Origin of the sequence: Streptomyces sp. NPDC088387 (assembly GCF_044753385.1) — a bacterium.
Lineage (GTDB): Bacteria > Actinomycetota > Actinomycetes > Streptomycetales > Streptomycetaceae > Streptomyces.
Genome location: NZ_JBIVNC010000001.1, coordinates 146385 through 172564, shown reverse-complemented (window position 1 = coordinate 172564; position 26180 = coordinate 146385). Strand labels below are relative to the sequence as shown.

Here is a 26180-nt window from a genome sequence, read left to right as displayed (position 1 = left end):
GAGCACTCGCTCAACAACACGGCTTGAACCGCAGATAGAGGCGGGCGCTCGGGCGTCCATGGGAGGGGTTCCATTCATGGCGGCGCAATTCGGCAGTCGGCTTCGCAAGGGAGCGGCGACCACCGCCCTGGCCGCGGCGGCGGTGGCGGCACTGTCCGCTTCGCAGGCGCCCGGCGTCGCAGCCGGTGATCAGGGCAGACAGAGCACCGCCGACTCCCAGTCCTCGTCCGACGCGAGCGCGGACAGCGCGACCGGCAACTCGCCGTACTACACGGACCTGCCGCCGCTGACCACCCCGACCCCCTCGCCCACGACCACGGCCGACGGCACGCCGGTCGCCACCGGCGACGCCCAGGCGGGCATACCCGCGACCGTCCTCGACGCCTACCAGCAGGCGGCGGCCGAACTGCGCAGCTCCAAGCCCGGCTGCAACCTCCCCTGGGAACTCCTCGCCGCCATCGGCAAGGTGGAGTCCGGGCAGGCCCGCGGCGGCAACGTCGACGCGGACGGCACCACCATCAGCCCCATCCTGGGCCCGCAGCTCGACGGCAACGGCTTCGCCCTCATCCGCGACACCGACGACGGTGCCTTCGACGGCAACGCGACGTACGACCAGGCCGTCGGCCCCATGCAATTCATCCCCTCCACCTGGGCCTGGGCCGGCCGCGACGGCAACAGCGACGGCCGCGAGGACCCGAACAACATCTACGACGCCGCGCTCGCCGCCGGCCACTACCTGTGCCGCAACGGCTGGGACCTGGCGACGACGGGCGACATGAAGAGCGCGATCCTCAGCTACAACAACTCGACGGAGTACCTCAACACGGTCCTGTCCTGGCTGGACTACTACCGCGAGGGCACCCACGAGATCCCGGACGGCACCGGCACGCTTCCGGTCGACCGCAGCGACAACACGGACCCGCCCGGCACCACGCCGCCCGCCTCGAACCCGCCGAGCACCCAGAACCCGAAGCCCGGCAACTCCGGCAACCCGTCGACGCCGCCGTCCAAGCCGCCGACGACTCCGCCGTCCACGCCGCCGCCGACCTCCACGCCCACGCCGACCGACACGGTCCACCACCTGGAGAACGCGGGCACCACGAAGCTCACCGCCATGGCGGGCGACGCGTTCGACGGCAAGATCACCGCGCGGGCCGAGACCAAGACCGACAAGGCCGTCGCGAAGGTCCGCGTCCGGTTCACCGTCGTCGGCGACACCGACACCACGTTCACCGGCGGCGAGAAGGTCGCCGTGGCCGTCACCGACGCCTCGGGCAAGGCGGTGGCGCCCGCGCTCCTGGCGGGCGAGAAGACGGGCGACTTGGTCGTCCGCGCCACTCTCGTCGGCCGCTCGGTACCGGGTCCCGACTTCAAGGCGAGTGTCACCGCGCGTGCCGCCGACGCCCTTACCCGGGTCGGCACCGAGGCGCTGACCTGCGTCGCGGGCGGCGAGTTCGCCGACGACGTCACCCTGGACGCGACGTACAAGGGCGCGGCCGCGGACAAGGTCGCCGCCACCGCGACGCTCGTCAAGTCCGCGGACGACCCGACCGCCAACGACAAGGGCCCCTACTTCAAGGACGCCGACAACAAGGCCGTACGCACCCTGACGGACCTGGCGACGGATGCGAACGGCCGCCTGAAGCTGCCGAAGCTCTACGCGGACGACGCGGACGGCACGTACCTGCTCCGTGTCACGACCACGGGCGGCGCCACGCTGACCCTGGAGCTGACCGTCACCAAGGCGCCGGACCCAACGCCGACCCCGTCGACGTCGGAGAGCGCCGAAGCGAGCCCTTCCGCGTCGCCCAGCGCGTAGCGAGCACATCCCGCACGAGGGCGCCCCTCCACTTCGGTGGAGGGGCGCCCTCGTTGTGCTGTACGACGTGTTCTCATCTCACGCGCGCGTTGCTACGGTGCCGGACCTGACGGTCCCTCAGTTCCGCAGTCCGACACCGGGAGGCCCCGCATGCGCGCCCTGATCGCCGCCGCGACCGGTCTCGTCCTCGCGCTCGGCCTGGTCCTGGCCCTCACCGCGGCCGGCTCCCCGACCGGAAAGACCTCGCCGAAACCGCTGCTCACCACGGTCCCCGCACACCCGTAACCGCCCCGGAGGGAGGCCGAGATGCGCCGAAAGTCCGGCCTGGTCCTGCTCGCCCTCGCCGTGTTCTTCGCGGCGCTCGCGCCCCTCATGCGCTGGTACGCCTTCCCGCGCCTCGCCAAGGTCCCGGCGAACCAGTACCAGGACATGGTCCTGGAGGCCAAGGACGCCACGCTCCTCGACTACGGCACCATGCAGGCCCGCACGGTCCCCAAGGTCACCATCGTGCAGACCCTCAAGGGCAACGTGGAGGCCTCCGAGAAGATCGAGGAGACCGCGGGCCGCGACGTCGTCGTCTGGGACAGCCTGTCCTACGTCCAGGACGCCGACGGCGAGATGGTCTCCAAGGTCCCCGAGCGCTACATCTTCGACGCCCACACCCAGGAACCCGTCCACGCCACCGGCGAGATGGTCGACGGCGACCGGGTCCGCCGCGAGGGCATCGAGTTCAAATGGCCCTTCCTGACCGAGAAACGCGACTACGAGTACTTCGACGCGCAGGCCCGCATCACCGCCCCCATCCACTACAAGGGCACCCAGGACTTCCGGGGTGTCGAGGTCTACTACTTCGAGCAGACCATCCCCTGGACGAAGGTGCCCTTCCCCAAGGTCCTGCCCGTGGAGGGCGTCACACCCGAGTCGATCGCCGAGACCGGTACGACCCGCTGGTACACCACGGTCCGCAAGTTCTGGGTCGAACCGCTCACCGGTGCCCCCGTCTACGGCGAGGAGATCCACAAGGAGGAACTGCGCGGCGGCACCCTCCTGGGGGACCGCGACAAGGTGACGGCGTTCTCCGGGCACGTGAAGATGCGCGAGGACTACATCGAGTCCACGGTCGACCTGGTCAAGTCCAACCGCACTCTCGTCCTGCTCCTCACCTCGTACCTCCCCTGGGGCTTCCTCTCCCTGGGCGTCCTGCTGCTCGCCCTCGCGCTGTACCTGGAGGCACGCGGCCGCCGCCCCGGCGACCCCGCGCCCGAACAGGCCACGGAACCACAGCCGGTCACCGCCTGAGCCGCGCGTTCGTGTACCGCGTCGGCTCGGCACCCGCCGGGTCCTCCGGCCACGGATGCTTCGGATACCGCCCGCGCAACTCCGCCCGTACGCCCTTGTAGCCGTCCTTCCAGAACGACGCCAGGTCGGCCGTCACCGCGGCCGGGCGGCCCGCGGGCGACAGCAGATGCACCAGCAACGGCACCCCGGCGACGGCCGGCGACTCCTGGAGCCCGAACATCTCCTGCAACTTCACCGCCAGCACGGGCTGCCCCGGGTCGCCGTAGTCGATACGGATTCTGGACCCACTCGGTACGGTGATCCGCTCCGGCGCCAGCTCGTCGAGCCGCACCGCCTCACCCGTGGCCCAGGGCAGCAGCCGGCCCAGCGCCGCACCCGCGTCGATCCGCCCCAGATCGGCCCGCCGCCGCGCCCGGCTCAACTCCGGCTCCAGCCACTCGTCCACACGCGTGTACAGCGTGTCGTCGCCGACATCGGGCCACGGCCCGGCCAGCCGCCGGTGCAGAAAGGCGAGCCGCTGCCGCAGCACCACCGCGTCCGGCGACCACCGCAACAACCCGAACCCCTCCCTGCGCAACCCCTCAAGAAGCGCCTCCCGTACGAGGCCGGAGTCGGCGTTCCGCAGCGCCCGCACCGTCAGCTCGACGGCCCCCAGCCGCTCCACCCGGCGTGCGACGACGTCCCCGTCGGCCCAGTGCACCTCGTCCCGCTCGTCGGCGAAGGCCCCCGCCGCGCGGCGCGCGATCTCCTCGTCGACGACCGCGCCGAGCTGTACCCGCGCGTGCCCCCGGCCCACCGGACGGTCGGCGACGGCCACGGCGATCCAGGACGCCCCGCCGAGCGCGCTGCCCCGACCGGTCTCCGCGCGGGTCCCCGACACCATCAGATACGAACCGCCGTCGGCCCGCGCGACCCGCTCGGGAAACGCCAGCGCGGCCACCAGCCCCACGAGCCGTTCCCCCTCCGGCGCGCCGGCCGGTGTGCCGGACGCCTCCTCCGCGACGGCCCGCAGTCGCCGCACCTCGGCACGCCACCGCGCGGCATAGCCGTCACCGCCGCGCCGGGCGGCCCGCAGCGCGGCGGCCAGGTCGTCGCCGTACTCGCGCGGCGCCTCCTCACTGAGCAGGGCGACCACCTCGGCGGCCCGCTCCGCGCCCACCAGGGGCGCTGCGTCCAACAGCGCGCGCCCCAGGCGCGGATGCGCCCCCAGACGCGCTAGGCGGGCGCCCCGCGCGGTGGCACGTCCCGCCGGGTCCACCGCCCCGACCGCCGTCAGCACCTCGCGCGCCGCGGCCATCGCCCCGGCGGGCGGCCGGTCCAGCAGAGCGAGCCCGGAGGCCTCCGGATCGCCCCAGCACGCCGTCTGGAGCGCGAACGCCGTCAGGTCGGCCACCTTGATCTCCGGTGCCGGGAAGCGCGGCAGGCGCGCGTCCTCCGCCTCCGCCCAGCACCGGTACACCGCGCCCGGCGCCTCCCGCCCGGCCCGCCCCGCCCGCTGCCGCCCCGCCGCCTGCGAGGCCCGTACCGTCGTCAGCGCGCTCAGCCCGCGCGCGTGGTCCACCCGCGGCTCGCGCGCCAGCCCGGAGTCGACGACCACGCGCACGCCCGGAACCGTCAACGACGACTCGGCGACCGACGTGGCCAGCACCACCCGCCGCCCCGCCGCCGGAGCCAGCACCGCGTCCTGCACCGCCGCCGGCGCCCGGCCGTGCACCTGGAGCACCTCCACGCCGCCCAGGTTCCCGAGCTGCCCCGCGACCCGGGCGATCTCGCCCACGCCGGGCAGAAAACACAGCACGTCCCCGGACCGCTCGGTCAGCGCCCGCCGTACCAGCGACGCCACATGGGCCAGCAGCGCCGGATCGACCCGCATCCCGTGCGGCGGCCGTACCGGACGGGCAGGCGGCGCCCACACCACCTCCACCGGATGCGCGACCCCCTCGGCGGCCACCACCGGCGCCCCGCCGAGCAGCCCGGCCCAGCCATCCGCGTCCGTCGTCGCCGACGCCGCCACCAGCCGCAACTCCGGCCGCAGCGCCTGCCGTACGTCCCACAGGAACGCGGCCACTGTGTCCGCGTCCAGATGCCGCTCATGGCACTCGTCGAGGATCACGACATCGACGTCGGCCAACTCCTGGTCCCGCTGGAGACGTTGGAGCAGCACACCCGTCGTGACGACCTCCACGCGCGCGTGGCGCCCCACCACCCGCTCGCCGCGCACGGTGTAGCCGACGCTGTCGCCGACCTTCTCGCCCAGCAGCCAGGCCATACGGCGGGCCGCCGCGCGGGCCGCGATCCGCCGCGGCTCGGCCACGACCACCCGCCGCGCGGGGCCGTCGCCGAGCAGCCCGGCGAGCGCCAGCGGCACCAGCGTCGTCTTGCCGGTGCCGGGCGGCGCGACCAGGACGGCGGTCCCGGGCCCGTCGAGGGCCTCGCGCAGGGCGGGCAGGGCGGTGCGTACGGGCAGCGCGTCGAGGGCGTCGTGGCGGATCACGCACCCAGTGTCGTACGCCCGGGGAAACCGGAGTCCTCAGGAGGGGGCTCGGAAACCGTCCTCTATATGAGGGGGGTCAGTCCCGTGCGCAGACGTAGATCGCCGTGCCCGGGATCAGCCGGCCGCGCGTCGGTGACCAGCCGCCCCACTCCGATGTGTTCCAGGACGGCCACTCCGGCTCGACCAGGTCCACCAGCCGCAGGCCGGACGCCACCACGTCCCGGACCCGGTCGCCCAGGGTGCGGTGGTGCTCGACGTACACCGCGCGGCCGTCGTCGTCCTGCTCGACATAGGGAGTGCGGTCGAAGTAGGAGGACGAGACGGTGAGCCCTTCGGGGCCCGGCTCGTCCGGGAACGCCCAGCGGATCGGATGCGTCGCCGAGAACACGAACCGGCCGCCCGGCCGCAGCACCCGCCGCACCTCCGTCAGCACCAGCACCGGATCGGCGACGAAGGGCAGCGCCCCGTACGCCGAGCAGGCCAGGTCGAAGGAGGCGTCCGCGAACGGCAGCGCGCCCGCGTCCGCCTGCACGAGCGGGAACGGGCTGCCGATGCGCAGCGCGTGCTGGAGCTGCCGGTGGGAGAGGTCCAGGGCGACCGGGCGCGCGCCCTGGGCGGCGAGCCAGCGGGAGCACTGGGCGGCCCCGGAGCCGATCTCCAGTACGTCCTTGCCCTTCAGGTCCTCCGGCGGGCCGAGCAGTTCGGCCTCCACCTCGTCGAGGCCCTCGGGCCCCCACACGAAACGGTCGTCCCCCAGGAACGTGCCGTGCTCGATCTGGTACTCGTCCGCGTTGCGGTCCCACCAGCCGCGGTTGGCGCGGGAACTCTCCGCGACGCCGGCGTCACGGCGGGTCGCCTCCGGCTCGGGTGGCTCGAAGGCCGGCTCGGGCGATACGGACTCTTGGATGATCGGCTCCCTCGTCGTACTCTTCCGTCCAGCCGGGTTCGGGCGGTGCCACGAAAGAGGTCTCTCAGGCCTACGTGGCCTCCTGGGACGGCTCTTGTGCCGGGTATGCGGCGATCCGCCCCGGGTGTGCGTCTTCGCGCATTGACCCTGCCCGGCTGCCCCCGTATGCTACAAGTTGCGCTGCGGGCCTGCGCTCCTCAGACGTAGCAGGCTGCGCTCGCATCTGTTGTATGTCCCCTCGGTTGTCGAGGCGTCACCAGTGTTTTTCGGTGGCGCTTCCTAGGCTGTCCGGCTTCTTCAGAGCGAAACGGGCTCCCGGCGTAAGCAGTACCTACGACTTCAATGTCCGTACCGGAGCCCTTTCCCACATGACGAGCAGCACCGAGACCACCGCAACCACCCCGCAGGTAGCGGTCAACGACATCGGTAACGAGGAAGCTTTCCTCGCCGCGATCGACGAGACGATCAAGTACTTCAACGACGGCGACATCGTCGACGGCGTCATCGTGAAGGTCGACCGGGACGAGGTCCTGCTCGACATCGGTTACAAGACCGAAGGCGTCATCCCGAGCCGCGAGCTCTCCATCAAGCACGACGTCGACCCGAACGAGGTCGTCGCCGTCGGTGACGAGATCGAGGCCCTTGTCCTTCAGAAGGAGGACAAGGAAGGCCGCCTGATCCTCTCGAAGAAGCGTGCCCAGTACGAGCGTGCCTGGGGCACCATCGAGAAGATCAAGGAAGAGGACGGGATCGTCACCGGTACCGTCATCGAGGTCGTCAAGGGTGGTCTCATCCTCGACATCGGCCTCCGCGGCTTCCTCCCGGCCTCCCTGGTCGAGATGCGCCGTGTTCGCGACCTCCAGCCCTACGTGGGCAAGGAGCTCGAGGCCAAGATCATCGAGCTGGACAAGAACCGCAACAACGTGGTCCTGTCCCGCCGTGCCTGGCTGGAGCAGACCCAGTCCGAGGTCCGCCAGACGTTCCTCACGACCCTCCAGAAGGGTCAGGTCCGCTCCGGCGTCGTGTCCTCGATCGTCAACTTCGGTGCCTTCGTGGACCTGGGTGGCGTCGACGGTCTGGTTCACGTCTCCGAGCTCTCCTGGAAGCACATCGACCACCCGTCCGAGGTTGTCGAGGTCGGCCAGGAAGTCACCGTCGAGGTTCTCGACGTCGACATGGACCGCGAGCGTGTCTCCCTGTCGCTGAAGGCGACCCAGGAAGACCCGTGGCAGCAGTTCGCCCGGACCCACCAGATCGGCCAGGTCGTGCCCGGCAAGGTCACGAAGCTGGTTCCGTTCGGTGCGTTCGTCCGCGTGGACGAGGGCATCGAGGGTCTGGTCCACATCTCCGAGCTGGCCGAGCGCCACGTGGAGATCCCGGAGCAGGTCGTCCAGGTCAACGACGAGATCTTCGTCAAGGTCATCGACATCGACCTCGAGCGTCGCCGGATCTCGCTGTCGCTGAAGCAGGCCAACGAGTCCTTCGGTGCCGACCCGGCCTCGGTCGAGTTCGACCCGACGCTGTACGGCATGGCCGCGTCGTACGACGACCAGGGCAACTACATCTACCCCGAGGGCTTCGACCCCGAGACCAACGACTGGCTCGAGGGCTACGAGACCCAGCGCGAGGCTTGGGAGGGCCAGTACGCCGAGGCGCAGCAGCGCTTCGAGCAGCACCAGGCCCAGGTCATCAAGTCCCGCGAGGCGGACGCCGCGGCGGCCGCCGAGGGTGGCGACGCGGCGGGTGCGGCTCCGGCCGCGTCCGGTGGCGGCGGCGGTTCGTACTCCTCCGAGGGCCCGGACAACTCCGGTGCGCTTGCCTCGGACGAGGCGCTTGCCGCGCTTCGCGAGAAGTTGGCGGGTGGCCAGAGCTGAGCGCTTGCCGCTGAGCCTTAGCCGGTAACTGAAGGCCCCGCACCTTTTGGGTGCGGGGCCTTCAGCGTTTTCCGGGGTGGCTCGGTGGCCCTTTGGGCGCGGGTGCGTTGTGGCTGGTCGCGTAGTTCCCCGCGCCCCTTCTCGGCGTTGCCGACGCCCTGCGTTCGGTCTGTGACCCGGAGCCTGCGGGTTGGGGAATGCAGGAGCGTTCCGGGGGTGGGAATGTCGGTGCTCCGCGTCACGTTGTTGATGAGGAACAACGAGGAGGAGCGGTCACTGTGCTTGATCCGCAGGGTTTGTACACGTGGGAGCCGAAGGGGCTGGCCGTCGTCGACATGGCGCTCGCCCAGGAGTCGGCCGGTCTTGTCATGCTCTACCACTTGGACGGATACATCGACGCGGGCGAGACCGGTGACCAGATCGTCGACCGGGTGCTCGACTCGCTGCCGCACCAGGTCGTCGCACGCTTCGACCACGACCGGCTCGTGGACTACCGCGCCCGCCGGCCCCTGCTGACGTTCCGCCGCGACCGGTGGACGGGCTACGAAGAGCCCGCCATCGAGGTCCGGATCGTCCAGGACGCGACCGGCGCACCCTTCCTGCTGCTGTCCGGCCCCGAACCGGACGTCGAGTGGGAGCGCTTCGCCGCCGCCGTGCAGCAGGTCGTCGAGCGACTCGGCGTACGCCTCACGGTGAACTTCCACGGCATCCCCATGGGCGTCCCGCACACCCGCCCCGTGGGCCTGACCCCGCACGGCAACCGCTCCGAGCTGGTCCCCGGCCACACCAGCCCCTTCGAGGAGGCCCAGGTGCCCGGCAGCGCGGAGTCGCTGGTCGAGTACCGCCTCATGGAGGCCGGTCACGATGTCCTCGGCGTCGCCGCGCACGTGCCCCACTACATCGCGCGCTCGGCGTACCCGGACGCCGCCCTCACCGTCCTGGAGGCCATCACCGGAGCCACCGGCCTGGTTCTCCCCGGTATCGCCCATGCCCTGCGCACGGACGCCCACCGCACACAGACGGAGATCGACCGGCAGATCCAGGAGGGCGACGAGGAGCTGACGGCGCTCGTCCAGGGCCTGGAGCACCAGTACGACGCGGTCGCCGGCGCGGAGACCCGCGGCAACATGCTCGCCGAGCCCGTCGAGATCCCGTCCGCGGACGAGATCGGGCTGGAGTTCGAGCGGTTCCTGGCGGAGCGGGAAGGGGACAACTGAGGCCCCCGAGGCCTCCTTGTCCCACCTGGCTCCCGGGGGCGCCCGGTCCGGGCGCCGGTACCAGGCCCTAAGCTTCGGCTCATGCTGAAGGTGGGCCTGACCGGCGGGATCGGCGCCGGCAAGAGCGAGGTGTCGCGGCTCCTCGTGGAGTGCGGTGCCGTCCTGATCGACTCCGACCGCATCGCGCGCGAGGTCGTCGCGCCCGGTACGCCGGGGCTCGGGTCCGTCGTCGAGGCCTTCGGCCCTGACGTGCTCGCGGCGGACGGCAGTCTCGACCGGCCCCGGCTGGGGTCCGTCGTCTTCGCCGACCCCGACAAGCTCGCCGTACTGAACTCGATCGTGCACCCCCTGGTGGGCCGGCGGTCCAGCGAGCTGGAGGCGGCCGCCGCCGAGGACGCCGTCGTCGTGCACGACGTACCCCTTCTCACCGAGAACGGCCTCGCGCCGCTGTACGACGTCGTGATCGTCGTCGACGTGGCCCCGGAGACCCAGCTGGACCGGCTGGTCCGGCTGCGCGGGATGACCGAGGAGGACGCCCGCGCGCGGATGGCCGCCCAGGCCACGCGCGAGAAGCGTCTGGAGATCGCCGACATCGTGATCGACAACGACGTGCCGCTCGACGAGCTGGAGCGCCGGGTGCGTGAGGTGTGGGCCGAGCTCGAAGACCGAGCACGGCGCTCCGCACAGCCGCCGCGGGCGTAACAGGGCTCCGCGCGGGCGCGAAAATCGCGGGCGAGGAATAGCGGCGCCCCGCGCGGGCGTTGAAACCTTCCAGAGAGGGAAGGACTGTGCCGTGCCCGACACCAGCGGATCGACCGGACGTACACCGGAGACGCATGTCATCGACTTCCGTGCCGCCGAGCAGTTGCTCGCCGCGCGGGATCCGCGGGGCGCGGTGAAACTGCTCGACTCAGTCATCGCCGCACACCCCGAGAACACCGCCGCCCGGCTGCTGCGCGCGCGAGCTTTCTTCGCCGCCGCCCAACTGCGGCCCGCCGAGCTGGAGTTCACCGTCGTCCTGGAGCGCGAGCCGGACAACGCCTACGCGCACTTCGCGCTCGCCCGCACCTACGAGCGGCAGGGGCGGCCCGACCAGGCCAAGCGCCACTTCCGGCTGGCCGCCGCGCTGGACCCCAACCCGCAGTACCTGAAGGCCGCGCAGTTCGATCTCTGACGTCCCAGGGTTCCTGGAGGTGCTGGGGTCCTGGGGATCCCAGGAGGCCTAGAGGTTCTTGCGGTCCTTGGAGCCTGTGTTCGACGCGGGGCGGACCGGCTCGTACGGGGGGATGTCCCGGCCCGGCTGGTAGTGCGGGCCCTGGCGGATGTGACGCAGGACCATCGCCATGTCCACGGTGATCACCAGCCACAGGACCCCGCACGCGATCGCCCATCCCGGACGCCCGGCCACAGCGAACGCGACGGTTCCGAAGACCGCCCAGATCAGCCCCCACACGGTCAGCCAGAAACGCGCCCGCAGTGCGCTGCGCGCGGTCAGCGGCTCGTTGCCCGTACGTCTCGGCATGGGATCACGGCTCCTTGCTTGCAACGTACTCTTCGGTGGGGCGTTCTCAAAGGGCGGTCGTCGCTGGTGAGCGGCCCGCGCGGGGAGGGCGCGGAGGCTTTCTTACTGGGGGTGGCTCTGTGTTGCCGGATGTCGACGACCTTCCCGAGGTGCTCCTCGACCTCGGTGTGTCGCACGAGGACATCAACGAGCTCGTGGCAGGGCAGCGCACGCTGACGGCGGACGCCGGCGCGATGCGTCTGCTGGAGGAGTGCGTCGAGGAACTGGGGCGCGACATCGGTGTGATCGACCCCGCCGACATGACCGGCGGGGAGTGGAGCCCGGACGGATTCGCCGACCGGGTCGCCGAGGGACCCGAGGCGCTGGGCGGCCTGTTCGCGGTGTACGTGTTCGTCGCCACCGCGCCCCGCACGCGCGCGTACCACCAGGAACTGGGCATTCCCGCGGACGTCTCGCGCCGCACCCTCGCCGATCTGGGGCGGAACATGGCGGTCCACCGCCGACGCCATGGACGGACCGGGTTCCACGTGCCCTGGTGGATCAGCCGGCACTTCCGCGGCGAGCTGTACCAGCTCGGGCGGCTTCAGTTCGAGCGGGCGCGGCTCGGCGGACCCGGATCACGGGCGCTCCCCGCGGCCGGCCTCGACGTGGCGCCCGGGACGCCGTGTCTGAGCCTCCACATCCCCGACTTCCACGGGCCGCTGTCCCCGGCCGCATGCGACCGTTCCATCACCCTCGCCCGGGAGTTCTTCGCGCGGTACTACCCGCAGGAGCCGCCGGTGGCGGGCGTCTGCCACTCCTGGCTGCTCGACCCGCAGCTGAAGCGGTACCTGTCCGCCGAGTCCAACATCGTCCGGTTCCAGGACCGGTTCCACGTGGTGCCGGAGGACGTCGAGCAGGAGGACGTCGAGCCGGCCGACCGGACGCCGGTGCAGTTCGTGTTCGGCGACCCGGAACTGGCGATCGCGGAGCTGCCACGGCGTACGGCGGTGGAGCGCGCCGTCGGTGACCATCTGCGGGCGGGCGGCCACTGGTACGTCCGGCGCGGCTGGTTTCCCTGGTGAGGGGTGCGTGCTTATGAGGGCTGCCTGCTCGTGAGAGCTGCCTGCCTGTGAGGGATGCCTGCCCGTGAGGGTGGCCCGCCCAAGGGTTGCCCGCCTGCGCGCACATCACTCAAAAGGGTGAAGGTGTTCGAGGGGGGAACGGGCTTGCGGCGGCGGGCCGTTGGACGGGCATGAGGGTGGAGATGCGAGAGGGATACGAGGGTACGGGCCCGGGGGCGATCACTCCGGACGGCTGCGCGGTGGAGCTCTACTCACGGCTGCCGGTCGGCGCCGAGCCGGACATCATCGCGGCGGCCGTTCCGGCGGGCGCCCGGATTCTGGAACTGGGCAGCGGGGTCGGCAGGATGACCCACCCGCTGCTGGAGCGCGGCTTCACGGTCACGGCGGTCGACGAGTCCCCGGAGATGCTCGAACGCGTCAAGGGTGCACGGACGATATGCAGCCCCATCGAGGACCTGGACCTGGACGAGACGTTCGACGTGGTGCTGCTCGCGTCGTTCCTCGTGCACAACGGGGACGCCGACGTACGGCGGGGCATGCTGCGCGCCTGCGTCCGCCATCTGGCGCCGGGCGGCCGGGTGTTGGTCCAGCGGGAAGGGGAGGACTACCACACCGATCTGCCGCGTGAGCGCGTCGACCCCAGCGGCTTCACGGTCCGTATGGTGTCGTCGGAACCGGTGGGCGAGGGCGTCAACTCGGTCCGCGCCGAGTACGACTTCCCGGACGCCGCCTGGACGCAGACCTTCCTGGCGCGGCCCCTGACCCGGGAGCAGTTCGAGGACGTGCTGGCGGAGGCCGGCCTCAGAGTCGACAAGTACCTGACGGAGGACCGGATATGGGTGCGGGCGGTGCCGGCGGAGGGGTGAGCGCCGGGGCGTGCGGACGGGGATGACCGGGACGGAACGGCATTCGGAATGATGTCCGCGCCGGAGGCGATGAGTTCGGGCAGCGGCGGGGGTCTACCTCTGTGATTGCAGGATGGACCGCTTCACTCAGGAGACCCCCATGTCGAAGACCACCGCTTCCGTCGCCTCCACCGCTTCCGCCACCGCCGTCGCGCCGGACCGCCACTCCGGCGGTTCGCTCGCCGCGGGTACCCGTCCCGTCATCGCCGAGTCGCCGACGGCCCGGGGCCGCCGCGCCCGTATCGCGCTGCGTGGACTACAGGTGCTGCTCGCGCTGTTCTTCGCGGTCGCCAGCGCACTGCCCAAGCTGACCGCGCACGCCTCCGCCGCCGACTCCTTCCACGAGATGGGCTGGGGCAGCGCGGGGATGTACGCCGTCGGTGTGCTGGAACTGGCCGGTGCGATAGGGCTGTTGATCCCGGTGACGCAGTCGGTGGCGGCCATGGGGCTGTCGGCGCTGATGGTGGGTGCGTTTGTGGTGCAGGTCGTCTACTTCGGCGGCGAGTACGCGGCGACACCGCTGATCCTCATCGTGCCGTTGGCGCTGATCGCCTGGGCACGGCGTGGGCAGAACGTGGAGCTGGCCCGGCTGCTGGGGCGGGGCCCGCGAGGTGCTTGACGGTCACGGCCGTGATGTTTACGGCCGTATCGGTTACGGCCGGGCAGGGCCCGCGGGTCCTGCCCGGCCGAGACACCGCCGATGGCCGATACGGCCGTCGGCGGCGCCGCGTCCGCCGTCCTCGGGCCGGTCACCTCGGCCGTGGGGTCACTGACCCGCCGGGCGGCCCGGGTCGCCGAAGTTGGTGCCCAGACCGCGCAGCGCACGCAGGCGTTCCAGGTCGCGGCGGTCGCGCTTGGTCGGGCGGCCCGCCCCGCGGTCCCGGATGCCGGCCGGTGCGATGGCCTCGCGGGGCGGGGGCGGCGGGCTGTTGTCGATGTAGCACTGGACGGCGACCGGGGCGCCCACGCGCTTGCGGATCAGGCGTTTGACCACCACGACCCGGTCCCGGCCCTCGTTGCGCAGACGCACCTCGTCGCCGACGCGCAGTGAGTGGGCGGGCTTCACGCGCTCCCCGTTGACCCGGACGTGCCCGCCCTTGCAGGCGGCGGCACCGATGGAACGGCTCTTCACCAGGCGTACCGACCAGATCCAGCTGTCGATCCGCACGCTCTCACCACCGGTCGGCGCGGCGGCCTTCGCGGCGGCGATGGCGGCGGCGATCTTCGGGTCGTCGGCACCGGGTCCGTCGGCGTTGGCAGAGGGTGATCCGGCAGACGGTGACCCGGCCGTGCCGGACTCGCCCGAGGGCGCTGCCCCGACCTCACCGGAAGCCGCGGCCGCCCCGGCACCTGCACCGGCAGCCGCGGCCACCCCGGCACCCGCACCGGAAGCCGCGGCCACCCCGGCACCCGCACCGGAAGCCGCGGCCACCCCGGCACCCGCACCGGCGGCGATCCCGCCCCCACCGGCACCCGCACCCTCGCCGGCACGCCCATCCCCACCGGCACGCACATCGCCCCGGTTGCCCCTGATGTCGTCCGTGTTCTCGGAAGCCATGGCGTCGACCTTAGTCGGCCGGTGCCGGTGAGCCGGAGGTGTTTTCCGACGAGGGGCGGGGCCGGGGTCCGCCGGGCACGGCACCTCGCCGGCCCACTCCGGATGCGGGGCGGGGGCGGGGCACCGTCATCGTGCTGGCCCGCGGGGTCACCGTGATCATGAACAACGCGCAGATCACGGACACCGTGCTGCACTCCATCGAGGGCGTCGTCGAGGACACCTCGTCCGGGGTCTTCGCGATCCTCGTCTTCCTGGTCAATCTGCCGCTGGCGTTCCTGATCCCGTCCACGTCCGGCCATGCCACGCTCGCCATGCCGATCCTCGCCCCGCTCGCCGACTTCGCCGGTGTCTCCCGCGCGGTCGTCGTCACGGCCTGGCAGTCCGCGAGCGGCTGGATGACCCTCTGGGTGCCGACGACCGCGGTCACCATCGGCGGTGTGGCCCTCGCGAAGGTCGGCTACAACAAGTACCTGCGGTTCGTGACGCCGCTCCTGGCGATTCTGTCCGTGCTCATCTGCGGGTTCGTCGCGTTGGGGGCCGCTTGGACGTAGTACGGGTCCGTGGGGGACGGTGGGGGCATGGACAGCCTCGTCGAACTGGACGCGCGGGTCGCCGACTGTGCCGCCTGCCCCCGCCTCGTCGCCTGGCGCGAGGAGGTCGCGGCGGTCAAGCGGGCCGCCTTCGCCGACTGGACGTACTGGGGCCGGCCGGTGCCCGGGTTCGGGCCGCCGGACGCGCGGCTGCTGATCGTCGGCCTCGCACCCGCGGCCCACGGCGGCAACCGGACCGGACGGATGTTCACCGGCGACCGCTCCGGAGACGTGCTGTACCAGGCGCTGTACGACGTCGGCCTGGCGTCGCAGCCGACCTCCGTCTCCCTCGACGACGGCCTCGAACTCCACGGCGTCCGCATCACCGCGCCCGTCCACTGCGCGCCACCCGACAACAAACCCACCCCCGGCGAACGCGACACCTGCCGTCCCTGGCTGGTCGACGAACTCCGTCTGCTGCGGCCGACGTTGCGGGTGGTGCTCGCCCTCGGCGCCTTCGGCTGGCAGGCCACGCTCCCCGCCCTCGCCGAGTCCGGCGTGAGTCTGCCGCGCCCCCGCCCGGCCTTCGCCCACGGGGCACACGTACGGCTCGACGGCCTGGATCTCTTCGGCTGCTTCCACGTCAGCCAGCGCAACACCTTCACCGGCCGCCTCACCCCGGAGATGCTGCGGGAGGTGCTGAGCGCGGCCGCACGGACGGCGGGTCTGACCCCACGGGCGCCCGGACCCGTTGATTGAGGCGACGCCTGCGACACAGGGCCGCTAGCGTGCCGCGGTGACCTTCTACCCGGAGATCGAACCGTACGACCAGGGCATGCTCGACGTCGGTGACGGCAACCGCGTCCACTGGGAGGTCTGCGGGAACCCACACGGCAAGCCCGCGCTGGTGCTGCACGGCGGTCCCGGCTCCGGCAGCTCGCCCGGCATGCGGCGCTACTTCGATCCGGCCGTCTACCGGATCGTGCTGCTCGACCAGCGGGGCTGCGGACGTTCGACACCGCACGCGAGCGCCTACGACACCGACATGAGCGTCAACACGACGGCCCATGTCCTCGCCGATCTGGAACTGCTGCGCCGGCACCTCGGCATCGAACGGTGGCTGGTGTGGGGCGTGTCGTGGGGCTCGGTGCTGGGGCTGCGGTACGCGCAGACGCATCGGCACGCCGTCTCGGAGCTGGTGCTGGCCGGCGTAGCCACCGGTGCGAACCCCGAAGTCGCCCTGATGACCAGGGGGTTGGGAAGGATCTTCCCCGAGGCCTACGCCCGGTTCCTGGAACCGGTTCCGCGGGACGAGCGGGACGGCTCCCTCGCGGCGGCCTACCACCGGCTGCTCGAATCGCCCGACCCGGCGGTACGCGAGCGCGCGGCGCGGGCCTGGACGGACTGGGAGACGGCGATCGTACCGGCGCCGCCTCGTTCGGTGCCGCGGTACGAGGACCCGGTGTTCCGGATGGGCTTCGCCCGTACCGTGACGCACTACTGGGGCCAGGACCACTTCCTGGGCGAGGGCAACGACGAGGGTGTCGTCCTGCGTGACGCCCCGCTGCTGGAGGGGATTCCGGGCACGCTCGTGCAGGGCGCCCTGGACTTCGGCAACCTCCAGGGCACCGTGTGGCGGCTGCATCACGCCTGGCCGGGGAGCGAGTTGTTCGTGGTGGACGAGGTGGGGCACAACGCGGGGGCACCGGGGACGGCGGAGCTGCTGATCGCGGCGACGGACAGGTACGGAAGGTCGTCGTGAGCCGGCTTGCGGTCGGCCGTATCGACAAGTGGCCCAATTCCTGAAGTGATTCCGAGGCTTGCCGACCCTGAAGTAATTCGGAGGCTTGCCGAACCCTGAAGTGATTCGGAGGCTTGCCGAATCCTAAAGTGGTTCCGTGGCTTCCCCGAACAGGTGCCGGACCGTCGACTCGTAGTTGGCGCGCACGTGCCCCAGCGCGTGGGCGCGGGCGCGATCCGGGTCGCCGGACGCGATCGCCTCGTACAGCTCGCGGTGTTCGGTGAGCAGGTGCGGCCACTCCTCGTTGCGCCGGGTGAGCCAGCGCAGGCGGCCGTCGACGGGTTCCATCACGGAGATCAGCAGATGGTTGCCGGCGGTGGCCAGGATGCGGTCGTGAAAGCGGGTGTTGATGTCGGTGATGGTCTCCGCGTCCCCCGCCTCCGTCGCGGCGGCGGCGCGGTCGAGCAGCTTGGCCAGCTCGGTGAGACCGGGCTGGGCGTCCTCGAACTCACCGCCGGGACCCGCACCACCACCGCGTTCCTCGCCGCGGCCCAGCACGCCCTCGACGCCGGCGCCGAGGTCCTCGTCCTGGGCTGCGCCGGCATGACCGGCCTCCAGCGCACGCTGGGCGAGAAGCTGGGTGTTCCGGTGGTGGACGGGCTGGGCGCGGCGGTGAAACTCGCGGAGTCGCTGGTGGGGCTGGGCCTGTCGACGAGCCGGGTCGGGGGTTATGCGCGGCCGCTGGCGAAGGGGAGGGTGTGGGGGAGGAGGGACGGTTGAGCGGCACCCGCGGTCGCATGTGCCCGTCGCTCAGGGACGGTCGCCCTCCGGCACCACGGCCGTCGCGGTGATCTCCACAAGCTGTCCCGGATACCCGAGGCAGGCCACCCCGAGCAGCGTCGACGCATGCGGCCCGGCGCTCAGGCCGGACGCCTCCACCACCTCCCACACGGCCGAAAGCGCGGCCGTGTCACCACTCACGACATACACATCGGTCGACACCACATGCTCCAAGCCGCTCCCGACGGCGTGCAGTTGCTCCCGCAGATTGCTGATCACCTGCTCCGCCTGCCGCACGGGGTCGCCTTCCCCCACCAACCGCCCCTCACGGTCGAGCGGCACGGAACCGGCGAGAAAGGCCACCTTGGCACCCGCCTCGACCACGGAGACGTGCGAGTAGGCCGGCGGCGGAAAGAGGCTGGGAACGGTCACACGCTTGATCACGGCGGCTCCTTGGACGGACGGTGGCCAACCTGAGGATCTTTGCGGCTGCCTGCGGCAAAGGCATCCGAATTTTCGGCGCACCGCTTTCGCTCCGATTCTGGCCAGAACTGCGCTCTTTCGGTACGAACCATGTCCACTCACCCTGTGCCCAGGGCGACAGCAGTTCGACGGGCGAGGGGTCCGAGGGGGAGCCGCGATGGTCGAGCCGACGTATGTGCCGGTATTGCCCGTCCGACCGCGGGCCTGGGCCGCGTACGAGGCCCTGGACCCTCGAGTACGGCGGCGCACGGAACCTCTTTGGACACTGACACCGCACCACGGTCCGGAGCGGCCCCGGGACGAGCGGTACGACCTCGACCCCAACGACGATCCGGCGGAGTTGGAGAGGTGGCTGACGCCCAAGGTGGACAGGCTCGTCGAGGCCACCGACTCGATGCCGGGGTGGCTCGACGCCGTGCACGTCGAGAGCCGGGTCCGAGGTTCGGCGGCGGCCCTGTGGCGGCTGGCGTCCAGGTGCAACCTGCGTCTGGTGACCGGTCCCGAACGCGACCCCACCTTGCAGCGCCATACCGCGGACCTGGCCTTTCTCGGCGGCCGCGGTCTGGGGATACGCCTGCTGGTCGACGAGCCACCGGAAGAGCACAGCGCGGCCTGCCTGCTGGACATGGTCGACCGCCTCTGCCTCCAGCCGTCCACGACCGATCTGATTCTGGACATGGGTGCCGTCGCGTTCGGCGACGAAAGCGTCAAGAGCGCGATCGCCGCGGTCGACGTGCTGGGCACACTGCGGCGCTGGCGCACGGTGGTACTCGTCGCCGGGGCCTTCCCTCGCTCACCCGAGGACGGCCCCGGTGCCCCGGGCATGTACGCGGTGCCGCGCCACGACCACCACCTCCACGGAAGTGTGCACGCCGCCCGGCCTTCATTACCGCGCTCCGTGGTGTACGGCGACTACTCCGTGGAACATGCCGGCGCCGCCGGCATCCCTCCGCTCGCCCATCGGTACGGTCCGCCATCGGGCCTGTTCCGGTACACCACACCAGACAGCTTTCTCATCGCTCGAGCGCCGTTGCGCGGGGGCCCCGATCGCGCCGACCGGGTTCGCGCCGCGGCGCGTTCGATGACGGAGGCCGGGCCGTTCCGCGGTGCCGGCTACAGCGAAGGCGAACAGTGGATGCAGAAGTGCGCGGAGGAGGAGGGACCGAAGGGTTCGGGCAACGCCGAGATGTGGATCAAAATGGGTCACATTCAGCACATGACCTTCGTTGTGCGCGACGGCATCGGCCGTATGTGACGCAGGGGTTCGTCGAGTTGCCCGGCGGAGGAGAAGGCACCGGCCGTAAATCAGGTCGGGCCACGACCGACCAGCCGATACATTCGGCCGGGCGGCGTTCGAGTTCGTGGGAAAGGCAGTGGTCATGGCGGAGTTGAGCGACGAGACCGCCTTCCTGCGGACGGTCACCGACCGGTTGGCCGCGCTTGCGACGGTCGAGGCCGTCACCCTCGGCGGCTCCCGTGCCCAGGGCACCCACCGTCCCGACAGCGACTGGGACATGGCCGTCTACTACCGCGGCCCCTTCGACCCGGCCGACCTCCGCGCGATCGGCTGGGAGGGAGAGGTGTTCGAGGTCGGCGGGTGGGGCGGCGGGGTGTTCAACGGCGGGGCCTGGCTCACGATCGACGGGCGACGCGTGGACGTGCACTACCGCGACCTCGACGTCGTGAAACGGGTTCTCGCGGAGGCGGAGGAGGGCCGCTACCAGGTGGAGGCGCTGCTCTTCCACCTGGCCGGTATCCCCACGTATCTCCTGGTCGCCGAACTCGCCATCAACCAGGTGCTGTACGGGACTCTGGCGCGGCCGGCGGCCTTTCCGGAGAAGCTGCGCGCGAGCGCCCACGCCCGCTGGCTCGGGGTGGCCCGCGCCACGCTCGACTATGCCATGGCCCATCACGCACCCGCCGGGCGGCGGACAGAGGTGGCCGGGGCCATCGCGGTGGCGATGACTCAGGCCGCCCATGCCGTTCTCGCCCACCGGGGTGAGTGGGTGACCAATGAGAAGCGTCTGTTGGAGCAGGCGGGACTTCGGGCGGCGGACGGCATTCTCGGGGGCATGGCCACGGAATCGGGACCGGACGCGCTGGCCGAGGCGATCACCGCAGCGCGGGAACTCCTTGAGACCACGAGCAGTTGACGGACGGCGGTTACGAGGACGCCACTTCCCGAGGAAAGCAGAACACATGACACTGGTGCTCATTTCGCCGTCGTACGGCAGTACTGAAACGCGGCGTCATTGGGCCGACACGGTCGATCGTCCGGTCGCCTTCACCGAGCCGCGCTACGACGAACTGGTGACACGTGACCAGCGAGCCCGGCTTGAGGCCCTGCATCCCGAGGGTCACGCCCGTTTCTGGGGCGCCACCCCAGCGCACGACAAGAAGTTCGCCGATGTCGGCACCGGCGACGTCGTGCTGTTCACGGGGCAGAATCAGGTACGCGCTATAGGAGAGGTCGGAGCGATCTTCCGCAACGGCGCGTTCGCCGATCGGCTCTGGCCGCCGCAGCCCGGAGGGCCGAGCTGGCACACTGTGTACAGCCTCCTTGACGTGTTTCCGGCGAACTTCACCTACACCGAACTGAACTCGTCCATCGGCTACAGCCCCGCATTCAACTTCCCCGGCCAGCTGGTTCTCCGTGGCGAAAAGGCGCGGTCCGTCCTCGAGGACTTCATGATTACACCCGGCACGGAATGGGAGTCGGCGATGGCACCGCTCTCTCGCGACCGCGTGGCCGAGGAGCGGGCCGCGATCCGTGTCGCGGCGGCCGAGGAACTGCGTACGCTTCGGACGGGCTATCGGCGCACCGGCCGGATGATCGTCGTCGACCGTCGGGAGGCCGGACTCGTCAGGGAGTACCGGGAGTTCCTGCGTGGCTCGGGCCGGTCCGCGCATCGGTTCTTCTGCCCTTCGGGCGTGAGCGATCTCTACGTCCACGGAGCCGACGGGGCGGAAGTGATCGAGGCGAAGAGCACGGCCGAACACGCACATGTGCGCCAAGCTCTGGGACAACTTCTCGACTACGCGCCGTACAGCCCGCAACCCGCGCACCGCCTCGCCGGTCTCTTCCCCCGGGCCCCGCTGCCGCAGGACATCAACCTGCTTCATCGCTACGGCGTCGACTGCATCCACCGTGAGGGGCCCGCACAGTTCCGCCGCCTGCCGGCACCGGAACCACGACGGGCGCTCATGAGCAGTGTGTGGTCGGACAGCGAGGCCTGACCTCCGGCCGAATGTCACGTGGCCGAAACACGATCGTCCCGTTGTCTCCAAGTTCGCGATCTACCGTGTGGAGCACAGCCCGTCTCCCGGCCACCGTCGCCCGAAGGCAGACCTCGCCCTCGTTCCGGCAGGAGCCCTGTGTACCGCCCCGTGTTCTCCGTTCCGCCCTGGCTCGCTCATGCGCTGCGTGCGCAGCGTGGGCCCGTTCCGTGGAGTGCCGTGGTGCGCGGCGCGCTCGCCGCCGGGCCGTTGCTGCTGCTCGCCGTGGAGATCGGACGGGTCTCCCTCGGTGTCGTCGCCGCCATCGCCGCGATGCTCGCCGGAATCAACGACCGGGGCGGGAGCCGGCGGGTCGCGATCGGACGGTTGGGGGTTCCCGCGCTCGCCGGGGCAGCGGGGATGGTCCTCGGGACGTATGTCGACGGGCTTTTCGCGGCGTATGCCGACGGGGCCGTCCGGGGTGCCTGGCTCGCCGTCGCGTTCGCCCTGCTCGGGGTCGTCGGCGGAAGTGTGAGCGCGGCCGGTCCTGTCGGTTCCGCGGCCGGGACGCAGTTCCTGGTCGCGTCCGCCGTGGGCGCCGGGATGCCGCTGCCCGACGCCGGCTGGGTGCGCGGGCTCGCCTTCCTCGCCGGCGCCGGCTGGCTCATCGTGCTGCGGCTCGCGCTGCCCAGCCCACGCGCCCTCACCAGTGACTATCTGCTCGACGGCGAACGCGAGGCCGTCGCCCGCGTGTACGACGCCGTCGCCGCCCTGCTCGACGCCGCCGGAACCCCCCGGGCCACCGACCGGCGCGCCTCCCTCACCGCCGCGCTCGACCAGGCACAGGACGCCCTCGCCGGACCACGGCTGTGGCGTTACGCCACCTCGGTGACCGAACGGCGGCTGCACGCCCAGTACGCCGCCGCGCTCCCGCTCGCCGAGGCCGCCACCGCGCTCGCCTGGGCCGGACGCACCGCCTCCGACCAGGCGTCCGAGGGGCCCCGCCGCCTCGCCGCCACCGTCCGCGACGGCACCCGCGGCGCCGGGCCCCTGCCCGCACCCCGGCGTTCCGACCCCGCCCTGCGCGCCCTCGACGCCGCCCTCCTCGACGCCGCGCAGACCTTCGACCGGGGCGACGACGGCAGGAAGCGGCTGCACCGGCGGCGGCGGTCGTTCGGTGGGCTGCTGCGGGCCGTCGTCGGAGCGGGCGGCCGGGAGTACGGACTCCGGGTCGGGCTCAGCTTCGGCGGTGCCGCCGCCGTCGCGCAGGCGCTCCACCACTTCCAGTTCCACGGGGAGCACCGGCACTGGTACTGGCTGCCCGCCACCGCCGTCTTCCTGGTCAAGCCCGACCTCGGGCCGTTGGCGTCCCGCGTGCTCTGCCGGGCGGCCGGGACCGTGCTCGGGGCCCTGGCCTTCGCCGGGTTCGCGGCCGTGCTGCCGAACCCGGGCGGGCTCGTCGCCCTCGTCGCCCTGTGCGGCGCGCTCATCCCCGTGTCCACCCGGCACTTCGCCGCCCAGACCGGCGTGGTCACCGTCCTCGTGCTCGCCCTGGTCATGGTCGGCGGCGAACCGCAGGCCTCCGCCGGCCGCATCGGCGAGACGCTCCTCGCCTGCGTGATCGTGCTGGTCGTGGGGCATCTGCCGCTGCCCGGACGGCGGGGCGGCGGAGTACGGGCCCGGCTCACGGCGGCCGGGGGCGCGACCCAGGCGTACCTGAGCCATGTCATGGCCGAGGCCGAAGGGGAGCCTCGGCCCGACGCGCGAGCGCCCCGTGACGCCGACACCCCCAACCCCCGCCCGCACCGCTGGTTCCTGCGCCGGGAGGCCTACCGGGCCGTCGCCGAGGCCCGAGCCGCCATCGCCCTCGCCGAGGCCGAACTGCCCCTGCTCGCCCGGCACACCGAGGGCGCGGACGAGGTCGCCGCCCTGCTGGAACGGCTCGTCGACACCACCACCGCCTGTGCCGTCCATCTCGACGACTCCGGGCAGCTCACCCCCGGGCACACGCGCCGGCTCGCCGAACTGCTGCGCGCCCTCGACGAGCAGCGCGTACGCCTGGGCCTGCACCACTCCGACCTGCCGGTCGCCGTCCGGCCCGGCTGAGGCGTCGGGGGCTCACGGGGCTCAAGCGCCCTGGGGGCTCACGGGGGCTCAAGCGCCCTGGGGACTCAAGCGCTCCGTCGGTCAGTCGCCGATCCGTACCCACACCGGCGCGTGGTCCGAACCCGCCGCCCCGCGGCGGTCCGCCGGATCCGGGCCGACCGACGGCAGCCGCGGCGGCTGCGGTTCGTCGGGCAGACCCGTCGACGCCGCCGTGATCCGGTGGACAAGACGGTGGCTGACCAGCACGTGGTCGATGAGCTCGCGGCGGCCGGAGTTCACCCGGGAGAAGCGGCGATCGGCGGGGATCAGCGGGGCGATGTTCCACAGCCGGGCCGCGTCGCCCCGGTCCGGCTGGTCGAAGCCGGCCGTGCCGACGGCGGAGCCGGGCGGGCCCAGCAGGATCTGTGTCGTCGCCGCCTGCGGCTCGTCGTTGAGATCGCCCAGCACCGCGACGTCCCGCTCCCTGCCGTCACCCGCCAGCAGCTCGTCCGCCAGCGCCCGCAACGTCGTCGCCTCCGCGGCCCGGCGGTAGAGGGCGTACGCGCCGTACCGCGCACGCTCCCCCTCGTTCCGGGGCTGGAAGCGGCCGCCCGGGAACGTCAGCAGCTTGGACTTCAGATGCGCCACCGCCACCCGCAGCGGACCGCCGGCCGTCGCCGCCTCCACCGCGAGGAGGCCACGCCCCGACTCCGCGATGGTCTCGCCGGAGTCCTCCACCTGCACCGGACGCAGCCGCTCCGGGAAGGCGGTGGTGTCGGCCAGCACCTCCAGCGGGGTACGGCTGAGGAAGCCGACCCGGATACCGCGGCTGTCGGGGTGCTCCGACAGGGCGATGTGCCAGTCGCCGCCGACCAGACCGGCCAGGTCCCGCAGCGCGGCCGGGTCGCCGACCTCCTGCACACCGAGCAGCGCCGGGTCGAGCTCGCCGATCACCGCGGCGAGGGCGGCGAGCTTGGTGTCGTACGCGGACTTGTCCTTCGGGCCGGACGGGCCGCCGGGGAGACAGAGGTTCTCGAGGTTCCAGGTGCCGAGGAGCATGTGTGGCTCCTTCCAGGGAGCCGGGACGGGCTCTTGTCCTGCCAGCGTGCGGCACCGGCGCGCGGGGCGACAGCCGGGTGACCGGATCGCGCGGTTCGGCTCACACGGCGGCACGACACCGTCGTACGTTGGCGCGATGAGCCGATCTGCCGACCGCGGCCCCGGTGACCGCGGACCCGCCGACCTCCACTCCTCCGACGGGAGCGCCTCCGACCTCCACGCCTCCGACCTCCACGCCTCCGACCTCCACGCCTCCGATCGCCGTCCCGCCGACCTCGTCATCACCGGATGCACGGTCCTCGTCCACGACGAGCAGGAGCGGATCGGGTTCGAGGAGGACGCCGCGATCGTCGTACGGGACGGGGTCGTGGACGCCGTGACCCGGGCCGGGGAGGTCGTGGGCCTGGCCGCCGCCGAGACCCTCGACGCCCGTGGGCAGCTCGCGATGCCCGGCCTCATCAACTGCCACACGCACGCGCCGATGGTCGCCCTGCGCGGACTCGCCGAGGACCTGCCGACGGAGGAGTGGTTCAACGACGTCGTCTGGCCCGTCGAGTCCAACCTCACCGAGAAGGACGTGGAGTTGGGCGCCCGGCTCGCCTGCGCCGAGATGATCAGCGCGGGCGTGACCTGTTTCGCCGACCACTACTTCACGATGGACGCCGTCGCCGCCGTGGTCGAGGAGAGTGGGATGCGGGCGCATCTCGGGGAGGCGTTCTTCTCCACGCAGGGGGACCAGGGGCGGGAGAGGTCACTGGAGTTCGCGTTGCGGCACCGCGGGGGCGCGGACGGCCGTATCACCACCGCTCTCGCGCCGCACGCCCCCTACACCGTCACCGACGCCGACCTCGCCGCCACCGCCGAACTGGCCCGCGCGCACGGCCTCCCGGTCCATCTGCACGCCGCCGAGAACCGCGACCAGGCCGAGGCGAGCCTCGCCCGGCACGGCGTCACGCCCATCGAGATCCTGGAACGCACCGGACTCCTCGGCACCGACCTTCTCATCGCGCACGGCACCGGCATCCTCGACCGCGACCTGCCGGTCCTGGAGCGCGCGGGCGGCCGTACGGCCGTAGCCACCGCCCCGCGCGGGTACCTCAAGTTCGCCTGGCCCACGACCACACCCGTACGCGCCCTGCGCGAGATCGGCGTCCCCGTAGGGCTCGCCACCGACGGCGCCGCCTCCAACAACTCCCTCGACGTGTGGGAGTCCATGGCCCTCACCGCCCTGATCCAGAAGTCCACCACCGGCGATCCCCGCTGGCTGACCTCCCGTCAGGCCCTGCACCACGCCACACTCCAGAGCGCCCGCGCGGTCGGACTCGGCGACACGATCGGCAGCATCGCACCCGGCCGCCGCGCCGACCTCGTCCTCGTCGACCTCACCGGACCGCACACCCAGCCCGTCCACGACCTCGCCGCGACCCTTGTGCACAGCGCCCGCTCCGCCGACGTACGGACCACGATCGTCGACGGCCGGATCCTCATGCGCGACCGCGAGCTGCTGACCCTCGACGTACCCGCGGTGGTAAGGGAGTTGGGGTCGCGGATGCCCGCACTGCTGGACCGCAGCCACGGCCGGCGCATCCAGGAGTACGACACCTGAGGGGGCCCACGCGGGATGCGT

General features: G+C 71.9%; 23 protein-coding genes and 3 pseudogenes. 19 read left to right on the top strand and 7 right to left on the bottom strand.

Annotated elements, in window-relative coordinates; all coding sequences use genetic code 11:
- Nucleotides 1–76 precede the first annotated feature (76 nt).
- The 3 genes from ACIQAC_RS00785 to ACIQAC_RS00775 all read left to right on the top strand — a co-directional run bounded on the left by ACIQAC_RS00785 (nucleotide 77) and on the right by ACIQAC_RS00775 (nucleotide 3118).
- Nucleotides 77–1819, top strand: coding sequence for a lytic murein transglycosylase (locus ACIQAC_RS00785; protein ID WP_402185751.1), 1743 nt, complete (start codon nucleotides 77–79; stop codon nucleotides 1817–1819).
- A 150-nt stretch (nucleotides 1820–1969) separates the two neighbouring features.
- Nucleotides 1970–2104: an SPW_0924 family protein gene (locus ACIQAC_RS00780; RefSeq protein WP_402185750.1), complete on the top strand. Its 135-nt coding sequence runs from the start codon at nucleotides 1970–1972 to the stop codon at nucleotides 2102–2104.
- A 21-nt stretch (nucleotides 2105–2125) separates the two neighbouring features.
- Nucleotides 2126–3118 (top strand): DUF3068 domain-containing protein, encoded by a 993-nt coding sequence (locus ACIQAC_RS00775; RefSeq protein WP_402185749.1) that lies wholly within the window; start codon nucleotides 2126–2128, stop codon nucleotides 3116–3118.
- On the opposite strand, the gene hrpB is transcribed toward ACIQAC_RS00775, so the two are convergent.
- Nucleotides 3108–5612, bottom strand: a complete 2505-nt coding sequence (gene hrpB, locus ACIQAC_RS00770; protein ID WP_402185747.1) for an ATP-dependent helicase HrpB — start codon at nucleotides 5610–5612, stop codon at nucleotides 3108–3110. The two genes, ACIQAC_RS00775 and hrpB, sit on opposite strands and share 11 nt — an antisense overlap.
- Nucleotides 5613–5688: 76 nt before the next feature.
- On the bottom strand, nucleotides 5689–6522 hold the full coding sequence (locus ACIQAC_RS00765) for a class I SAM-dependent methyltransferase (RefSeq protein ID WP_402186915.1): 834 nt from the start codon (nucleotides 6520–6522) through the stop codon (nucleotides 5689–5691).
- Between the two features lie 365 nt (nucleotides 6523–6887).
- Between ACIQAC_RS00765 and rpsA the strand changes: the two genes are divergently transcribed.
- The 4 genes from rpsA (at nucleotide 6888) to ACIQAC_RS00745 (ending at nucleotide 10784) form a co-directional block, all read left to right on the top strand.
- Complete coding sequence (rpsA, locus tag ACIQAC_RS00760; protein WP_402185746.1) at nucleotides 6888–8393, top strand: 30S ribosomal protein S1; 1506 nt, start codon at nucleotides 6888–6890, stop codon at nucleotides 8391–8393.
- A gap of 278 nt (nucleotides 8394–8671) precedes the next feature.
- The gene (locus tag ACIQAC_RS00755; RefSeq protein WP_402185744.1) at nucleotides 8672–9610 is read left to right on the top strand and encodes a PAC2 family protein; all 939 of its coding nucleotides are present in this window, start codon (nucleotides 8672–8674) and stop codon (nucleotides 9608–9610) included.
- A gap of 81 nt (nucleotides 9611–9691) precedes the next feature.
- On the top strand, nucleotides 9692–10312 hold the full coding sequence (gene coaE / locus ACIQAC_RS00750; protein WP_402185743.1) for a dephospho-CoA kinase: 621 nt from the start codon (nucleotides 9692–9694) through the stop codon (nucleotides 10310–10312).
- Between the two features lie 91 nt (nucleotides 10313–10403).
- A complete protein-coding gene (locus ACIQAC_RS00745) occupies nucleotides 10404–10784 on the top strand; it encodes a tetratricopeptide repeat protein (RefSeq protein ID WP_402185741.1) in 381 nt (126 codons plus the stop codon).
- Nucleotides 10785–10832: 48 nt separating this feature from the next.
- On the opposite strand, the gene ACIQAC_RS00740 is transcribed toward ACIQAC_RS00745, so the two are convergent.
- A complete protein-coding gene (locus ACIQAC_RS00740) occupies nucleotides 10833–11132 on the bottom strand; it encodes a DUF6343 family protein (protein WP_402185739.1) in 300 nt (99 codons plus the stop codon).
- Nucleotides 11133–11251: 119 nt separating this feature from the next.
- On the opposite strand from ACIQAC_RS00740, the gene ACIQAC_RS00735 reads away from it, so the two are divergent.
- The 3 genes from ACIQAC_RS00735 to ACIQAC_RS00725 all read left to right on the top strand — a co-directional run bounded on the left by ACIQAC_RS00735 (nucleotide 11252) and on the right by ACIQAC_RS00725 (nucleotide 13720).
- Entirely contained in the window at nucleotides 11252–12196 is a 945-nt protein-coding gene (locus ACIQAC_RS00735) for an acyltransferase domain-containing protein (protein WP_402185737.1), read from the top strand.
- A gap of 182 nt (nucleotides 12197–12378) precedes the next feature.
- Nucleotides 12379–13062, top strand: a complete 684-nt coding sequence (locus ACIQAC_RS00730; protein WP_402185735.1) for a class I SAM-dependent methyltransferase — start codon at nucleotides 12379–12381, stop codon at nucleotides 13060–13062.
- A gap of 139 nt (nucleotides 13063–13201) precedes the next feature.
- Entirely contained in the window at nucleotides 13202–13720 is a 519-nt protein-coding gene (locus tag ACIQAC_RS00725; RefSeq protein WP_402185734.1) for a DoxX family protein, read from the top strand.
- A gap of 147 nt (nucleotides 13721–13867) precedes the next feature.
- Here ACIQAC_RS00725 and ACIQAC_RS00720 read toward each other — a convergent pair whose 3' ends face one another.
- On the bottom strand, nucleotides 13868–14473 hold the full coding sequence (locus ACIQAC_RS00720; protein ID WP_402186914.1) for an RNA-binding S4 domain-containing protein: 606 nt from the start codon (nucleotides 14471–14473) through the stop codon (nucleotides 13868–13870).
- Nucleotides 14474–14784: 311 nt separating this feature from the next.
- Between ACIQAC_RS00720 and ACIQAC_RS00715 the strand changes: the two are divergent.
- From ACIQAC_RS00715 to pip, 3 genes and pseudogenes are all read left to right on the top strand, one after another.
- Nucleotides 14785–15210: pseudogene (locus tag ACIQAC_RS00715) on the top strand (YfcC family protein); the annotation flags it as partial.
- Between the two features lie 27 nt (nucleotides 15211–15237).
- Entirely contained in the window at nucleotides 15238–15948 is a 711-nt protein-coding gene (locus tag ACIQAC_RS00710) for a uracil-DNA glycosylase (RefSeq protein WP_402185733.1), read from the top strand.
- A gap of 37 nt (nucleotides 15949–15985) precedes the next feature.
- Complete coding sequence (gene pip, locus ACIQAC_RS00705) at nucleotides 15986–16951, top strand: prolyl aminopeptidase (RefSeq protein ID WP_402185732.1); 966 nt, start codon at nucleotides 15986–15988, stop codon at nucleotides 16949–16951.
- Nucleotides 16952–17074: 123 nt separating this feature from the next.
- Here pip and ACIQAC_RS00700 read toward each other — a convergent pair.
- Nucleotides 17075–17416 (bottom strand): annotated as a pseudogene (locus ACIQAC_RS00700) (FadR/GntR family transcriptional regulator); the annotation flags it as partial.
- Between ACIQAC_RS00700 and ACIQAC_RS00695 the strand changes: the two are divergent.
- A pseudogene (locus tag ACIQAC_RS00695) lies at nucleotides 17417–17710 on the top strand (aspartate/glutamate racemase family protein); the annotation flags it as partial.
- A 30-nt stretch (nucleotides 17711–17740) separates the two neighbouring features.
- On the opposite strand, the gene ACIQAC_RS00690 reads toward ACIQAC_RS00695, so the two are convergent.
- Complete coding sequence (locus ACIQAC_RS00690) at nucleotides 17741–18154, bottom strand: RidA family protein (protein ID WP_402185730.1); 414 nt, start codon at nucleotides 18152–18154, stop codon at nucleotides 17741–17743.
- A gap of 196 nt (nucleotides 18155–18350) precedes the next feature.
- Here ACIQAC_RS00690 and ACIQAC_RS00685 point away from each other — a divergent pair, with 196 nt between their 5' ends.
- The 4 genes from ACIQAC_RS00685 to ACIQAC_RS00670 all read left to right on the top strand — a co-directional run bounded on the left by ACIQAC_RS00685 (nucleotide 18351) and on the right by ACIQAC_RS00670 (nucleotide 23515).
- On the top strand, nucleotides 18351–19448 hold the full coding sequence (locus ACIQAC_RS00685) for a hypothetical protein (protein ID WP_402185728.1): 1098 nt from the start codon (nucleotides 18351–18353) through the stop codon (nucleotides 19446–19448).
- A 124-nt stretch (nucleotides 19449–19572) separates the two neighbouring features.
- On the top strand, nucleotides 19573–20346 hold the full coding sequence (locus ACIQAC_RS00680) for a nucleotidyltransferase domain-containing protein (RefSeq protein ID WP_402185727.1): 774 nt from the start codon (nucleotides 19573–19575) through the stop codon (nucleotides 20344–20346).
- 46 nt (nucleotides 20347–20392) lie between these two features.
- Nucleotides 20393–21430 carry a hypothetical protein gene (locus ACIQAC_RS00675; RefSeq protein WP_402185726.1) on the top strand — a complete coding sequence of 346 codons (1038 nt, stop codon included), beginning with the start codon at nucleotides 20393–20395 and terminating at the stop codon, nucleotides 21428–21430.
- A gap of 138 nt (nucleotides 21431–21568) precedes the next feature.
- Nucleotides 21569–23515, top strand: a complete 1947-nt coding sequence (locus ACIQAC_RS00670; protein ID WP_402185724.1) for an FUSC family protein — start codon at nucleotides 21569–21571, stop codon at nucleotides 23513–23515.
- A gap of 81 nt (nucleotides 23516–23596) precedes the next feature.
- Here the strand turns inward: ACIQAC_RS00670 and ACIQAC_RS00665 are convergent, their stop codons facing one another.
- Nucleotides 23597–24553, bottom strand: coding sequence for an endonuclease/exonuclease/phosphatase family protein (locus ACIQAC_RS00665; protein WP_402185723.1), 957 nt, complete (start codon nucleotides 24551–24553; stop codon nucleotides 23597–23599).
- Between the two features lie 136 nt (nucleotides 24554–24689).
- Between ACIQAC_RS00665 and ACIQAC_RS00660 the strand changes: the two genes are divergently transcribed.
- Nucleotides 24690–26159 carry an amidohydrolase gene (locus tag ACIQAC_RS00660; protein ID WP_402185721.1) on the top strand — a complete coding sequence of 490 codons (1470 nt, stop codon included), beginning with the start codon at nucleotides 24690–24692 and terminating at the stop codon, nucleotides 26157–26159.
- The last annotated feature ends 21 nt before the right edge of the window (nucleotides 26160–26180 follow it).